This window comes from Micromonospora sp. WMMD734, from assembly GCF_049178975.1.
Classification (GTDB): Bacteria; Actinomycetota; Actinomycetes; order Mycobacteriales; family Micromonosporaceae; genus Micromonospora; species Micromonospora wenchangensis.
This window is the reverse complement of the sequence record NZ_JBMHMK010000001.1, coordinates 2,953,525-2,969,515: the sequence shown is the minus strand read 5'-3', so window position 1 is coordinate 2,969,515 and position 15,991 is coordinate 2,953,525. Positions and strand designations below refer to the sequence as shown.

6 protein-coding genes and 1 pseudogene are annotated in these 15,991 nt (G+C 68.0%); 6 read left to right on the top strand and 1 reads right to left on the bottom strand.

Going from position 1 to position 15,991, the window contains the following annotated elements; all coding sequences use genetic code 11:
- Nucleotides 1-514 precede the first annotated feature (514 nt).
- The 3 genes and pseudogenes from ACN267_RS12640 to ACN267_RS12630 form a co-directional block, all read left to right on the top strand.
- On the top strand, nucleotides 515-3,316 hold the full coding sequence (locus ACN267_RS12640) for a LamG-like jellyroll fold domain-containing protein (RefSeq protein WP_421488728.1): 2,802 nt from the start codon (nucleotides 515-517) through the stop codon (nucleotides 3,314-3,316).
- A gap of 128 nt (nucleotides 3,317-3,444) precedes the next feature.
- A complete protein-coding gene (locus tag ACN267_RS12635) occupies nucleotides 3,445-10,209 on the top strand; it encodes a polymorphic toxin-type HINT domain-containing protein (RefSeq protein ID WP_421488727.1) in 6,765 nt (2,254 codons plus the stop codon).
- Nucleotides 10,210-10,730: 521 nt separating this feature from the next.
- A pseudogene (locus tag ACN267_RS12630) lies at nucleotides 10,731-11,021 on the top strand (helix-turn-helix domain-containing protein); the annotation flags it as partial.
- Nucleotides 11,022-11,179: 158 nt separating this feature from the next.
- Here ACN267_RS12630 and ACN267_RS12625 read toward each other — a convergent pair.
- Entirely contained in the window at nucleotides 11,180-11,776 is a 597-nt protein-coding gene (locus ACN267_RS12625) for a helix-turn-helix domain-containing protein (RefSeq protein ID WP_204960825.1), read from the bottom strand.
- A gap of 141 nt (nucleotides 11,777-11,917) precedes the next feature.
- Between ACN267_RS12625 and ACN267_RS12620 the strand changes: the two genes are divergently transcribed.
- The 3 genes from ACN267_RS12620 (at nucleotide 11,918) to ACN267_RS12610 (ending at nucleotide 15,909) form a co-directional block, all read left to right on the top strand.
- Entirely contained in the window at nucleotides 11,918-12,583 is a 666-nt protein-coding gene (locus tag ACN267_RS12620; RefSeq protein ID WP_421488726.1) for a class I SAM-dependent methyltransferase, read from the top strand.
- 79 nt (nucleotides 12,584-12,662) lie between these two features.
- Entirely contained in the window at nucleotides 12,663-14,255 is a 1,593-nt protein-coding gene (locus ACN267_RS12615; RefSeq protein ID WP_421488725.1) for an MFS transporter, read from the top strand.
- A gap of 268 nt (nucleotides 14,256-14,523) precedes the next feature.
- A complete protein-coding gene (locus ACN267_RS12610; protein ID WP_421488724.1) occupies nucleotides 14,524-15,909 on the top strand; it encodes a hypothetical protein in 1,386 nt (461 codons plus the stop codon).
- Nucleotides 15,910-15,991 lie beyond the last annotated feature (82 nt).

Sequence of the window (15,991 nt, the reverse complement as noted above, 5' to 3'; positions counted from 1 at the left end):
GGCTCTTTACGGGCCAGCTGAGTGATCTCTAAGGTCCCGGTGACTTCGATCGTTGATCACGGGGGCAGTTGTGCGGGGATGGGTGAGGTCGTACGGTGCTGCGCGCCTTGGCGGCGTGGCGCGGTGCACGGCTGCTGTAGCCACGGCGGCGTCCATCGTGGTCATGGGCTCCGTCATGGGTACGCCGGTGGCGCGGGCGGCGTCGCCGGCAGTGGGTGCGTTGGAGGCGGACGGTGAGGCTGCCGCTATGGCCCTTGCCTACCGCTATCGCAAGCCGGTGCTGGTGACCGGGATGATGTCGCCGACGTCGACGGTGTGGGCACAACCTGATGGGACGTTCCGGGCGCAGATGCACTCAGCGCCGGTGCTTGCCCGCACGCCGGAGGGCTGGGAGGATGTCGATCTGAGGTTGGCACGGCAGCCGGACGGCTCCGTGGGGCCGAAGGTTCATCCGTACGGATTGTGGTTGTCGGGGGCACGGCCAGCCGGCAGCGACGGGTTGGTACGTGTTGGCGTGGGGCAGCAGCAGAGCGCCCTCGGCTGGGTCGGGGAGCTGCCGGATCCGCTGCTGGTGGACACGACGGCGACCTATCAGAACGTGAAACCGGGCGTCGATCTGGTGGTGGAGGCCCGTCCGACGGGCTTCCGGTACTCCTTCGTGGTGCATACGGCGGCGGCAGCGGCGGGGATGACGTCGGTGTCGATGCCCTGGTCGACCGGCAGTGAAGCCGCTTCCGCCCGGCTGACCGGTGCGGGATCGGTGGAGGTGTCGCAGGGCGAGATGTGGGACGCGCAGGTGTCCAGCAGTGGTGAGCCTCTGCACCGTGCGAACGTGGGTGTCGCCGCTGCTGTCATCGATGGTCAGAACAGTCTGGTGATGACCCCTGACCGGGAGTTCCTCGACAGTCCCGGTCTGGTCTTCCCGGTGACGATCGATCCGTCGGTCAACCTGAGCCCGTCGTTCGACGCGTACGTGCAGAACACCATCTCCAGCACCGACAAGTCGGGCGACGACGAGTTGCGTCTGGGCTACATCGTGGATCCGAACGAAGGTTGCTCGTCGGCCTGCCTAGCGCGGTCCTTCCTCAGTTTCCACAACCTCGGCGGCTACTCGGGGGCGACAGTCGTCTCGGCGGAGTTGTTCCTGTGGAACTACCACTCGTACTCCTGCACGAAGGCATCCTGGGAGACCTGGCGGGTGGATTCGGTCTCGTCATCAGTACGTTGGGGCAACCAGCCCACCTGGCGGGAGAAGGACGGCACCTCCGACGGCACGAAGGGGTACAACTCCGGGTGCGGTGACGGCTGGGTGTCGGCGTCGGTGAAGGAGACGTTCCAGACGAGCTTCTCGGGCAATTCGGCGACGGCGAACGTGGGGCTGCGGGCGTCCAACGAGTCCAGCAACAGCGGATGGAAGAAGTTCAACTCCTCCGAGGCGTCGTCGAACCGGCCGTACGTGACGGTGGTGTACAACCGTGCCCCGAACGTGCCGACGCAGTTGGCGATCGACTCGTGCTACTCGGTCTGCAAGTCCCCGGCGGTGGTCCGATCCGGTCGCCCGACGCTGTCGGCGATCGTCTCCGACCCTGACGGTGGGACGATGCGCGCCGAGTACGAGGTGTACGACAACGCGAAGACCACCTTGAAGACCAAGTCCGGGACCGCGGTCACCGGTGTCACCTCCGGCACGGCGAGGCCGTGGCGGGTGACGACGACGTTGCCCGACGGGACCTACCACTTCCGGGTCCGGGGTTGCGACAGCTATCAGTGTGGAAGCTACTCCGGCTGGTTCACCTTCACCGTCAACACCCAGGACCCGGCCTTGCCGACCATCGCCGGTGTCACGTATGCGGAGCAGTCGACCGGGGCGTGGAGCGGTGGTCCAGGGCAGGCGGGAACATTCACCTTCGGGCCCAACGGCGCGTCCGACGTGCAGGAGTACATCTACGACCTGAACGGCGCCAACGCGGTCACCGTGCCCGCCGGAACGGCACAGGGGCAGATCCTCACGGCCAACCAGCAGCAGGTATCCACCGACCTGACCGGCTTCGGCGGGCACAACGCGACCCTCACCCGGGACACCGGTCGTGGCCACAACAGCGGTCAGTCGCTGAAGATCGCGCCCTTGGCGTCCGGTGGGACGGCCACCGCACCGCAGGGGGACACCTTCGCCGACCTCGGCGGTGACTACGGTGGCCTGCGGCTGGGCATGACCGGCGGCAGGCGGTACTGGATCACTGGCTGGATCTACGTGCCGGCCGCCACCGGCCTGGGGACCAGCGGCACCTACGGCACCAGCCGGGGGCTGCGGATCGCCGCGTTCTACAAGGTCGGCTCCCTCAACGTCGAGGTGACCTCGCCGAAGGCGACAGTGGTCGACGGCTGGCAACAGTTGTCACTCGTGATGTCGGTGCCTGTCGGCGCGACCGAGGCGTTCGTCCGGCTCTACAACGGTTTCCCCTCGGGCCAAGCCAGCAAGGTCGTGTACTGGGACGACCTGTCGGTCAGGGAGGTCGTCGGCACCAGCACGACAGAGTCGATCACCCCGAGCAGGGACGGCGTGAACGTCCTGTCGGTGCAGTCCCGGAACTCGGCCGGTGCCACCTCCGATCCCCGGATCTACCAGTTCCTCGTGATGCCCACCAACGGCGAATGGGCGTGGACGTTCGACCAGGACACCGCCGCCGCCGCGGTGTCCGCCCCGACCGGATTCACCGCCGCCTACACTCCCACCGGAGTCACACCGTCAACGACCGGTCATATCGGGGAGGGGGCGGTGTACCTGGACGGAAGCGGGTACCTCTCGACGTCCGCTCCGGTGTTGAACACAGCCGACCCCGGCGGATTCACCGTCGCCGCCTGGGTGCGGCTGACGGACCTGACCACCTCCCGTACTGCCGTGTCGCAGCTGGGTGCCGCCAACGCCATGTTCCGGCTCGGCTACCGCAACGACGTCGATCTCGACGGCGACACGATCAGCGACTCCGCCTGGTGCTTCACCGCCACGGCCGCGGACGCCGTCAACGCACCCGAAGCCACGGCCTGCACGAGTCAGTTCGTCGCGGCGGACGACTGGGTGAGTCTCGTCGGCGTCTACGACAAGCCGACCGGCACGATCCGCCTCTACGTCAACGGAACGGCACCCGACGGTGCCGAGGCGACCACGAACATCGTGGGCGGTTGGGCTTCCACCAGCCCACTTCTGATCGGCCGGGGCAACGATCCCACCGACCGCTGGATCGGTGACATCGACCACGTCAAGGCCGCCAGACGCGTCTGGAACACCACCGACGTCGACAACTACCTCGACTCGTGATCCGCCCTCTGGACACTGTGCTCGCCGGCCGTACGAAGAAGGGAACCTCTGTGAGGTCGTTCGGTTCAGCCCGCCGCCCCACCACCGCACGGGGCGTCCGCGCTGTCGCCGCCGCTGTCGCTGTCGTCATGGTGACGGCACTCGCGCAGGTGCCCGAGAGCGAAGCGTCGGCGGCCTGGCGACAGCCCAGGCCGAAGGACGTCACGGGGGTGGCCGTCAAGCCGCTCAAGCACACGGTGCGCCCGTCCTGGACCGCCGGTGGGCGGGAGGTCGGCGCGGCCGGCGCGGTCACCTGGCCTGTCGGCGACGAGACGGTTGAGTTGTCACCCGCCGGTGCACGGAGCATCGCCGCCGCCAGAACCCGAGCAGGGAAGCTGCCGGTCTGGGTGTCATCCGGCGCAGTGGCGGCCCCGGCGACACAGGAGACCCCGCACCGCGAGGCCGCCCCGGTGACGCGTGCGCGAGTCGAGATCGCGAACCGGACGGTCACCGCGAAGGCGGGCGTCTCAGGACTGTTGCTGAAGGTATCGCGGGCCGATGGTTCGTCCCAGGACGGACTCGTCACCATCGAGGTCGACTACTCCCGGTTCGCTGCGGCGTACGGCGGGGACTGGGCCTCCCGGCTGCGCCTGACGCGGGTGGTCGACGGAAGATCCCTGAACAGCCGCAACAACCTGAAGACCCACACCGTGACGGCGGCAGTGCCCGTTCCCGGGAGCGGATCGGCGAGCCTGATCGCCCTCGCCGGCGGCGCCTACGGCGACAACGGGGACTACTCGGCCACCAGCCTGTCGCCTGCGGCTACCTGGCAGGTGTCGGCGCAGACCGGCGCCTTCTCTTGGTCGTACGCCCTCAACGATCCGCCGGCGGTGGGTGGCCCCGAGCCCGGTCTGAACATGTCCTACTCCTCGGGAGCGGTGGACGGCCTGTCGGCGAGCACCAACACCCAGGGCTCGTGGGTGGGAGACGGTTGGAACCTGTGGCCCGGGTTCATCGAACGCAAGTACAAGGCGTGCGCGGACGACAAGGACGCCATGCGGGGTGGGGAGCCCAACAACAAGACCGTCTACGGCGGTGACCAGTGCTGGTACAAGCCGGAGGGCAACGCCACCATTTCGCTCAACGGCAGCGCCGTGGAGTTGGCGAAGTCGTCCGGCAACACCTGGAAGGGTGTCTCCGACGACGGCACGAAGATCGAGTTGCTGACGGACACCAGCCTCGGCAACGGCGATGCCGACGGCGAGTACTGGAAGGCCACCAAGCCCGACGGCACCCAGTACTACTTCGGCCGTAACTACGGCCCCGGCGGCTCCTCGGGCGGCACCGCCACCAAGTCCACGTGGACGCTGCCGGTGTACGGCAACCACCCCGACGAACTCGGTTACACCGCAGGTGACTTCGCCGCCTCCCGCACCACCCAGGCCTGGCGGTGGAACCTCGACTACGTCGTCGACCGGCGCGGCAACACCATGACCTACTTCTACGACCGGGAGGACGGCGCCTACGGCCGGGAGGGCGACAAGGACAAGCGCACCACCTACCACCGGGGCGGTTGGCTGACCCGCATCGAGTACGGCAACCGCAGCACCGCGGCCGCCACCGTCCGTCCCGCCGCGCGCATCGTTTTCGACACCGCCGACCGGTGTGCCAGCAACTGCTGGAACGACGGTGACCCGGTAAAGGCGTCCTGGCCGGACACCCCGTGGGACCAGTACTGCAAGACCGCCCCCTGCACCGACCAGTTGTCGCCCACGTTCTGGACGGCGAAGCGCCTGGCCACCGTCCGCGCCCAGGTCTACTCCGGCACCGGCGACACCTACCAGGACGTCACCACCTGGACGTTGCGGCACACCTACCTGCAGGCCGGCGACAACGAAGGCAAGCCGATGTGGCTCGCCGGGGTGACCCGCACCGGGAAGGTCACCACCGCCGGAGGCGCCGAGGCCAGCGACCCCGAGATCGTCTTCGACCCGGGCACCGAACCCCTTCCCAACCGGGTCGACGCGATGGCCGACGGCCGGTCCAACCTGTTCCGCTCACGCATCAACACCATCACCACCGAAACCGGCGCACAGATCGCGGTCAGCTACTCCGCACCGGAGTGCGTCCGCAACGCCCTGCCGACGGCGCACAGCAATACGAAACGCTGCTACCCGCAGTACTACGGCCCGAAGGGTGAGGAACCGACCCTCGACTGGTTCCACAAGTACCGTGTCGACCGCATCGACGTGTACGACAACACCGGCGGCTTCGCCCACCAGCAGACCAACTACGACTACCTCGACACCCCGGCCTGGCACTACGACGATTCCGAACTGGTCGACGAGAAGAAGCGCACCTGGGGCGAGTTCCGCGGCTACGGCAAGGTCCGGGTCCGCACCGGCCTCGAATCCGGCGTCCAGACCGCCACGGAGTTCCTCTACTTCCGCGGCATGGACGAGGACAAGCAACCCGCCTCGGCAGGGGAGAAGCCACCCACCGGCTCCCGTGACGTGTGGATCACCGACTCGCAGAACGTCCGCGTCGAGGACCACGAGGCGTACGCGGGCATGATCCGTGAGGAGACCACCCTGCTCGGTGCCGGCGGCGGTTGGATCTCCGGGACGATCACCACCCCGTCGAGGCAGGGCCCCACCGCGACCTTCGGCAACCTCAAGGCCTGGATGGTCAACAGCGAGACCGTCCGCAACCGGACCAAGCTCGCCAACGGCACCACCCGCTGGACCAAGACCGTGACCACGGTCAACAGTGACAACCTGCCCACCTCCATCGACGACCAGGGCGACGAGAGCACCACCACCGACGACACCTGCACCCGCACCTGGTACGCCCGGAACCCGAGCCTCTGGCTTCTGAACCTGCCGAAGAAGACGGAGATGGTGGGCGTCGCCTGCGCCGCCACCGCCACCCTTCCGGCCGATCTGTTGTCCGCGTTCCGCACCACCTACGACGCCGCCGACAACAACTGGGACACCTACCTCCCCGTCGCCGGCAACGTCGCCAAGGTGGAGGAGATCGACGCCTGGAACGGCACCACCCCGACCTGGATCACCACCGGCACGTACAAGTACGACGCCGTCGGACGGGTCCGCGAAAGCACCGACGCCCTCGGCCGACTGACCAAGATCGGCATCACGCCGGACGTCACCGGACCGGTCACCGCCATCACGACGACCAACCCGCTCAACCAGAGCAGCACCACCACCTACTCAACCGCCTGGCAGAAGCCCGTCACCGTCACCGACGCCAACGGCATCCGCACCGACCTCACCTACGACGGGCTGGGACGTCTGCTCAAGGCGTGGCTCCCCGGCCGCACCAAGGCCGCCAACCCCACCGCGCCCAGCGTCGAGCACATCTACCAGGTGCGGAACACCGCCGCGACGGCCGTCACCACCAAGACCCTGCTGCCGTCGAACACCACCTACAACACCTCCATCACCCTCTATGACGGGCTGCTGCGCCCCCGGCAGGTGCAGCAGCAGACCCTCGGCGGCGGACGGGTCCTCACCGACACCGTCTACGACTCCCGCGGACTGCTCGACTGGTCCACCGCCCCCTACTACGACAAGACCAACACCCCACCGAACACCACCGTCTACGGCGGCGCCGGCACCCCGGCCGTCCCCGCGCTGACCCAGAACGTCTACGACGGCGCCGGACGCCTCACCGACGCCATCTTCAAGGTCGGCGTCAACGAGACCCTCAACGAGAAGTGGCGCACCACCACCAGGTACGAGGGTGAGAAGACCACGGTCATCCCACCCAAGGGCGCTATCGCCACCACCACGATCACCGACGCCCGCGGGAGAGCCGTCACCCTGCGGCAGTACAAGGACCGCGCCAACGCCGGCAGCGACACCGCCACCACTTTCGACGCCTCCCAGTACCGCTACACCGACCGTGGTGAGATCGCCTCACTGACGGACCCGGCCGGCAACGTCTGGCGGTACGAGTACGACCAGCGAGGTCGCAAGAAGCGCGACGAGGACCCCGACCGTGGCGTCACCACCTTCACCTACGACGACGCCAGCCAGCTCATCAGCACCACCGACAGCCGCACCAAGACCCTCGTCTACGGCTACGACAACCTCGGCCGCAAGACGAGCCTCCGCGAGAACACCACCACCGGCCCCCTGCGCGCTGAGTGGACCTACGACACCCTGACCAACGGCATCGGGCACCTCACCAGCAGCACGCGCTACGAACCGGCCGGCACCACCAACGCCTACGTCACCGAGACCACCCAACTCGACAGCGCGGGCCGACCGACCGAGAAGCGCCTCACCATTCCGGCCGCCGACAGCGGCCTGTGCCAGGCCGGCACCCTGACCCCGTGCACCTACACCTGGACCAGTACCTACCGCGACAACGGCACCGTGGCCACCGCCGAGCAACCCGCCGCCGCCGGCCTGCCCAAGGAGAAGCTCAGCTACCTCTACAACGAGGTCGGCCTGCTCCAGGGCATCCTGGGTGGCGGCCAGATCTACCTCTACGACACGGTCTACAACAAACTCGGCCAGCTCACCCAGCAGATCAGTGGCCCGTACGGCAAGCGGACCTGGACCACCAACATCATCGACGAGAACACCGGCCGTACCACCAACACCAACGCCATCCCCGAACTCAGGTCGGACGTGTTCAACTTCGGCTACGAGTACGACAACGCCGGCAATGTCGAGAAGATCGCCGATCGGCCTGCCGGCGGCACCGCCGACACACAGTGCTACAGCTACGACGGACTGCGCCGTCTGGAAAACGCGTGGACGCCCGCCAACGGCGACTGCGCGGTCAGCCAACGCCTGAACACCAACCTCGGCGGCCCCTCACCGTACTGGCACGCCTATACCTACTACCCCGGCACGGACAACCGGCACACCGAATGGATATCCAAGACCACGCAGCTCGGCCCCACCGCCAAGACCTCCATCCGCACCTACGCCTATCTCGGCCAGCCCGGGGTGTCCGGTAGCCACCCCCACGCGGTGAACACGGTCAAGACCAGCGTCGAACTGACCGGCACCACGGTCAAGACCGAGACCTTCGGCTACGACGAGACGGGCAACACCAGTTCCCGGCTCGGCCCCAACGGCACCCAGACCCTCACCTGGGACCACGAGGGAAAGCTCTTCGCCTCCGCCGACAACGCCGGCACCACCAGCTACGTCTACGACGCCGACGGCAATCGCCTCATCCGCCGTGACCCCGCTGGCGCCACCCTCTACCTCCCCGGCGGCACCGAGGTCCGTAAACCCACCAGCAGCCCCGCCACCGCGACCCGCTACTACACCGGCGCGCAGGGTGTCATCGCCGTTCGTACCTCCGCCGGCAGTCTCGACTGGCTCGTCAGTGACCACCACGGCACCGCCGAAGCGGCCATCAGCAACACCGATCTCAGCGCTACCCGCCGTCGCAGCACACCCTTCGGCTCTCCTCGCGGCACCACGCCGTCCACCTGGCCGGTCGCCATGGACAAGGGCTTCCTCGGCGGCACGGTCGACGACACCGGGCTCACCCATCTCGGTGCCCGAGAATACGACCCACAAATCGGAAAGTTCATCTCCGTGGACCCCGTCATGGACCACGGCGATCCGCAGCAGTGGAACGGCTACGGGTACTCCCACAACAACCCCGCCACCTTCAGCGACCCTACCGGGCTCATCGACTCCGACTGCGCCGTGATCGCTGGCGGCTGCCCCGACTACCACCCCGGAAACGAGCCGGCCAACCAGCAGGGGAAGGGACCCGGCGGTAACCCGTGCTGGCCAGCGAAGTGCAGCCCCCAAGGCAACGGCGGTCAGGACCCGTTCAATCCCAAGACCTGGACCGAGCAGATGCCGGACGGCCGTAAGGTGCCGAGCAAGGGTTACGTGACGCTCCAGGTCTGGGCGCAGCTTCTGTACGGTGCCAACGGCACGGGTACGCACGTGTCGAACCTGAACGCCATGGAACTCGACAGGGCCCGGCGTGACGTCTTCTGCTACAACTTCTCCGAAATCTGCAAGAAGGAGCTCGACGACTCCATCGCCGCGCAGAACAAGTTCCTGGGCGACCTGCTCGGCATCACCGACGCCGTCGACTGTGTCCACGGCAGCGTCTCCGCCTGTGCCTGGACCGTCATCGGGTTCGTGCCGATCGGAAAACTCAAGGCAGCCGGCACCATCGGTGAGGCGCTCTACAAATCCGGAAAGACGCTCTGCAGCTTCGGTGGCGAGACGCAGGTCCTCATGGCCGACGGATCGTCCAAGCCCATCAGCGACGTGCGGGTGGGGGACAAGGTCCTGGCCACCGACCCAGAAACGGGCGAAACGAGTGCGCGACCGGTCACCCATACCTGGATCCATGAAGATGGACTGCGTGAGCTGAAAGTCGGCGGATCGACGGTCGCCACGACTGAGGACCACCCCTTCTGGGTCGCCTCAGAGAAGCGCTGGATCGGCGCTGGCAAGATCAAAATGGGTCAGAAGCTGTCCTCGACGGAGGGTCGCGAAGTCGCAAGCGACGGGGTTGCGGCAGCTCCAATGCGTCTCGACATCGCCTACAACCTCACCGTAGGTGAGATAGACACGTACTATGTCTTCGCCGGCAATACTCCGATCTTGGTGCACAACTGCGGTGAAACGATCAAAGCCGGAGATCTCGAAGGTCTGTTTACTCCCGGTCAGTTGACTCGCGACCCCGCCTCGCAGTGGTATCACGAGATGCTTGAAAATGACGACCTTCTGGGTGGAATTAACAGTGCTGAACATGGTGACGGGATCTTGGTGTCGAGAGACGGGCTCATTCTCGGCGGACATCACAGGTTGGATGAGGTGATCAGGCGTGTGAAAGACGGCCGCTTGGATCCCGACACGCCGATTACGATCCAACGCCACCCATGCTCATGCGACTAAATCGGATTAGGATATTAAACATTTTGCATAGCTGATTTCCCGAGCGCATCGTCGAGATTTTTGGTGAGAGGATTTGTAAGTCTGATGTCGATGGTGAGACAACAAGACCCGGATTTTCGCGTGTGCTGCGTCAGCTTCGATTCATTGCTGGAGATGCAGCGGGACGCGGAGGGGAGGGGATTCGCCGCTAGGTGGACGTCGCTCGATGCTCTTCGTGCTCAGGTGAAGGAGGCGAATGTCCTGGTTTCGCCACTTATGCGGGAGTTTAGGGGTGGTCAGATCCGTGCTTACCGATGTGCCGTGCTTTTCTCTATGGTTAGCGGAGGGGGTGGGGGCGGATTGGCGACTATCGATATTGCTCCAGAGAAGTTCGATTTATTGGCGCGGTTGGATAGGGATCCGGATGTGAGAGAGGCTCTGGCAAGCGTGTTCACACTCGCTCTGGGTGGAATTTCTGCCGTATCCAAGAACTAAAGGATGTCTCGTAACTCCGTCGGTGGTCCATGGTGGATCATGTCCGGGTGCAGGTGATCAGTGCGGCTCGCTCGGAGCGGATCGTCCCGTTCACCGGGCTGCAGCCCGCCCAGTTCCGCAGACTGGTCAGGCTGGTCGCCGAGCGTGGCGGAGAAGCCATCGCTGACGGCCGGTTGGGCCGGCAGTGGTTTCTCGACCTCGCCGACCGAGTGCTGCTGGTAGCCGCGTACTGGCGCACTAACCTGACGATGCGGCAAATCGGCCCCCTGTTCGGGGTGTCGCACCCCGCCGTGCACCGGGTCATCGACACCCTCGGCTCCCTGCTCGCCCTCACCCCAGGGGGCGCCGTTCCACTTCCTCAATGGCGTCAGGGCTGCCGTGGCCAAGGTGCAGGAGCTTGCGGGTGACCGTGTTGTTGAAGTCGCCGCTGTGACGTCGAGGGCCAGGTGTTGGCCGCGGCCCTGTTCGACCCGCGTCGCCGTCCCGGCTGGATCTTTCACGCGGTCGTGCCCGGTCGTGGTGCGGCGCGTACGTGGGCGCGTTCGCCCTGTCTGCCGACGAGGCTCAGGAACTCGACGGGCCCGGAACTGGTCGCGCCGAACCAGTGCGGGGTGCGGGTGTCGAACTCGGCGGCCTCCCCGGCGTGCAGGATGAGGTCGTCGTCGCCGAGGACCAGGCGCAGGGTGCCGTTGAGGACGTAGACCCAGTCGTACCCCTCGTGGGTGCGCAGGTCGGGCACGCGGTCGTCGTCGCCCGCCGGCAGGACGAACTTGTAGGCCTGGATGCCGCCGGGCCGGCGGGTCAGCGGCAGGATGGTCACGCCGTCGGCGGCGGCGATGGGCCGCAGGTTGATCCGGGGGTCACCGGTCAGGGGCGCGTCCACGAGTTCGTCGATGGTGACGCTGTGGGCGCGGGCGAGCGGGAGCAGCTGTTCGAGGGTGGGGCGTCGTAGGCCCGCTTCGAGCCGGGACAGGGTGCTGGCGGAGATGCCGGTCTCGTCGGCGAGGTCGGTGAGGGTGATGTTGCGGCGCAGCCGCAGCTGCTTCAACCGGGGGCCGACCGCGTCGAGGGTGCGGTTCACGTTCTCGTCCACCCGGCCATTTTGCCATTCGGCAAGAATCTTTGCGGGTTCTCCCCGGTGGTCGCAGGATCGCCCCATGGGTAGCGAAGACGGGGAAAGGGCAGGTCGGATGGCTGCACCGAAGGAGATCGTCGCGGTCACGGGGGCCGTCCGATGACGCACAGCTTCGACCGGGACTACTGGCAACGCCACTGGCAGCCCACCGCCGGGCACGGGCCCGGCTCGATGGCCGGCAACCCGCCGAACCCGTACCTCGCCCGGGAAACCGCCGGCCTGGCACCGGGCACCGCCCTGGACGCCGGGTGCGGTGCCGGCGCGGAGGCGATCTGGCTCGCCACCCGTGGCTGGCGGGTCACCGCCGTCGACATCGCCGCCGAGGCGCTGACCCGGGCCGCCGACCGCGCGAGCGCCGCCGGGCTGACCGGACCGCCGATCCGGTGGGTGCAGGCGGACCTGACCGACTGGGAGCCGGGCGTCGGCTTCGACCTGGTCGCCACGCACTACGCGCACCCCGCGATGCCGCACCTCGCGTTCTACCAGCGCATCGGCGGATGGGTGGCGGCCGGCGGCACCCTACTGATCGTCGGCCACCTGCACACGCCGCACTCCGGCGGCCACGGGCAAGCGCCGCACTCCGGCGGCCACGGGCACCACCATCCCGCCGAGGCGACGGTCACCCTCGCCGACATCACCGCCGGCCTGGACGTGGCCGCGTGGGAGATCCGCACCGCCGAGGAACACCACCGGGCCATCCCCGGCCCCGGCGGACACACGGTCACCCTGCACGACGTCGTCGTACGCGCCACCCGCCGTCCCTGACCCACCGTCGCCGCGACGCCGGGACCGAGGTCCACCCCCGGCGTCGTACCGAACTGCGCCCTCGAAAGGAAACCCACGCATGTCCTCGCCCGACAGCTCGTCCCACCTGAACGGCCCCGACGCGACGGTCCACGACCCGCGTCGACGCCGTGCGATCCTGCTCGCGGTGTGTGTCGCCCTGATGGCGGTCATCGCCTCCGTCTCCGGGCTCAACGTCGCCCAGCCGCAGGTCGCCGTCGAGTTCGACGCGTCGCAGAGCACCGTCCTGTGGATGATCAACATCTACACCCTCAGCCTGGCCGCGCTGCTGCTCCCGCTCGGCGCGCTCGGTGACCGGGTAGGCCGCAAACCGGTCCTGCTCGCCGGCCTGGCCCTGTTCGGCGTGGCCAGCGCGGCGGCAGGCCTGGCCGGCTCCGCCACGATGATGATCGCCGCCCGGCTGCTCGCCGGCGTCGGCGCTGCGATGATCATGCCGGTCACGCTCGCCGTCATCACCTCCACCTTCCCCGACGGGGACCGTTCCAAGGCCATCGGCATCTGGACCGGTGTCGCCGGTGGCGGCGGCATCCTCGGCATGTACCTGTCCGCGGTGCTCGTCGACTGGGCGAACTGGCGGTGGCTGTTCCTGCTGCCTGTCGTCCTCGTCGCCGCAGCCGCCGTTCTGGCCCTGCGCGCCGTCCCGAACTCCCGCGAGAAGGCGCGGCACCGCTTCGACGTCACCGGGTCGCTGACGTCGGTGATCGCCGTGACCGCCCTCATCTACGTCCTGCACGAAGGCCCGGTGCACGGCTGGACCGCGCCGGTGACCATGGTCAGCCTGCTCGTCGGTGCCGTCGCCGCCGTCGGGTTCGTGGGGTGGGAACTACGCCACCCGGCACCCCTGCTCGACGTCCGCCTGTTCGGTGACCGACGCCTCGCCAGCGGTTCGCTGGCCCTGCTGACGCTCTTCGGCGTCCAGGCGGGCATCTTCGTCGTCCTGTTCCCCTACTTCCAGGCCGTCCTCGGCTGGTCCGGCCTACGCGCCACCCTCGCGCTCATGCCCATGGCGGCGATGATGATGCTGTCCTCAGGCCTCGCCCCGCGGGTGGCCGCCCGCGCCGGAGCCCGCGCGACCATGGCCACCGGCATCGTGCTCGGCGGTGCGGGCCTGGCCCTGATGGCCACCCTTGTTTCCGTCGACGGCGGCTACCTGGCGATCCTGCCCGGCATGCTCGCCATGGGACTCGGGATGGGCCTCACCCAGACCCCCTCCACCGAGGCCATCACCTCCGCCCTGCCCCGGGAACGGCAGGGTGTCGCGTCCGCCCTCAACGACGTCACCCGGGAGTTCGGGACCGCGCTCGGCGTCGCACTGCTCGGCGCGGTCCTGACCGCCGGCTACCGCAGTGCCGTCGACACCCACCTCGACACGGTCCCCGCCGGCACCGCCGAAGCCGCCCGCGAGGGCATCGCCACCGCCATCGCCACCGCCGACACGGCCGGTGCCCAGGCGCCCGCACTGGTCCGCGCCGCCCAGGAGTCCTTCGTGGATGGCTGGCAGCAGGCCATGTGGGTAGGGACCGCCGTGATGGCGGTCCTGCTCGGATACGTCCTGGCCCGGGGCCCGCGACGGACCGCGCCCGGAACACCGGTGACCGTGCCGACGTCGCCGGGCGACGTCACCGTCGGATGACAACGGCCTGACAGGGCCGGCCCGTCGTCCGCGCGGCGGTGCGGGTCCGGGGCCGGTCACCACCCGGGAACCACCGGTGTACGCGGATAGCGGCGGCGGTGAACGCCACCGTCGGACCCGATGTGCCCCCGCTGCCGGATCGGCAGCGGGGGCACCTCGTGTTTTGACCATCGTGGGGATTTGTGGTGGTCGAGGTCTAGCGGAACAGGGAGAACCCTGTCCATGATCTGAGTTCTCACACAAAGATCATCAATGGGCAGGGTTCTCGATGAGGAGCGTAGCGGCTACCGGTGCCGGTGACAGCGAGCTGGGCCGGATCTTGTTGGATTCGTGGCGGCGGGAGTTGTACGAGGGTGTCCTCGTGTCGCGGTCGAGGACGTTGTTCTCGCTGGTCGATGAGCTGGCCGCGGACCAGGGACGGTGTGGCTGCCCGGCGCATCTGTCGCTGGGCACGGTCACCGGGCACGCCGCGGCGTACCGGGCGTTACGCGACGGCGAGATCGATACCGGCCGGGCGTTGCGGGCGGCGTGCCGGATCGCCGCTCGGTCCGGTCTGCCGCGGGTGTATGCCGTCGATACCACCGCGTGGCCCCGGCCGAACGCAGCCACCAGCCCGGACCGGCAACCGCAGTACACCCCGGGCGGCCCGCGTGGCGCGGCGCTGATCAGGACCGGGTGGCGGTATCAGCACGTCGTCCGGTTGACGCTGACCCCGGACTCGTGGGTCGTGCCGGTCCTGGCCGACCGCATCACCTCCGACGACGACCTGGTCGAGGTCACCGTCGGCCACATCGCACAGATCTGCGCAGCCGACGGCGCCCGCCCAGGCGACCCGTCGCTGTTCCTCCTCGATTCCGGCTACCCCGCGGCCCGGATCACCCACCTGATCCGCGAACGCAGGATTCCCGCGGACGTCCTGGTCAGACTCGCGACCTCGCAGACCATGTGGACCAGACCCGAACACCGGGCCGCCCACCCACTCGGAGGCCGGCCCCGCCGACACGGATTCCGGCTGACCCTGCGCGAACCCGACCTCACCCCGGACGCCGGTGTCAGCGGCCCGGTCGACATCTACGGCACCGTCACCGTCCGGGCCTGGCACCACGTCCACCCCAAACTCACCCGCGCCAGCCGCGGATTCACCGACCAGACCACCCTCCCGATCGTGGAAGGCACCGTGCTCCTCGCCCGAGTCCAGCACCTACGCCCCAGCCGCCGCGCCGGCGACCTCGCACTCTGGTACTCCGGCACCCGCCACGACCTACTCACCCTCGTCATGACCTACCTGACCCGCTACGACATCGAGCACTACTTCCGCTACCTGAAGACCACCGCCCACGCCCCGGACTTCCACCCCCGCCAACCCGACACCCTGACCACCTGGCTCCGCCTACACGCCTACGCCTACCTCCACCTGTTCTGCACCCGCACCCACCTCACCCACCACCGGCTGCCCTGGGAACCCACCACCACCACAACCCCCACCCCCGGCCAGACCCGCCGACAGGTTTCGCCCGCTCTACGCAACGCCTGGCAACCACCAGGCCACCCGAAACCCGGACACCCCGGACCCGGACGCCCCGCCGGAAAACGCCGCAAACGCCGAACCCGCTACCCCGTCATCCGCCGCAACGCCATCCACAAAGGCAAATAACACCCCACCCCCACACCACCACGAACACCCACACCACACCACCCTGCCCACCCTCCCCACACAACGGTCAAAACACGAGATG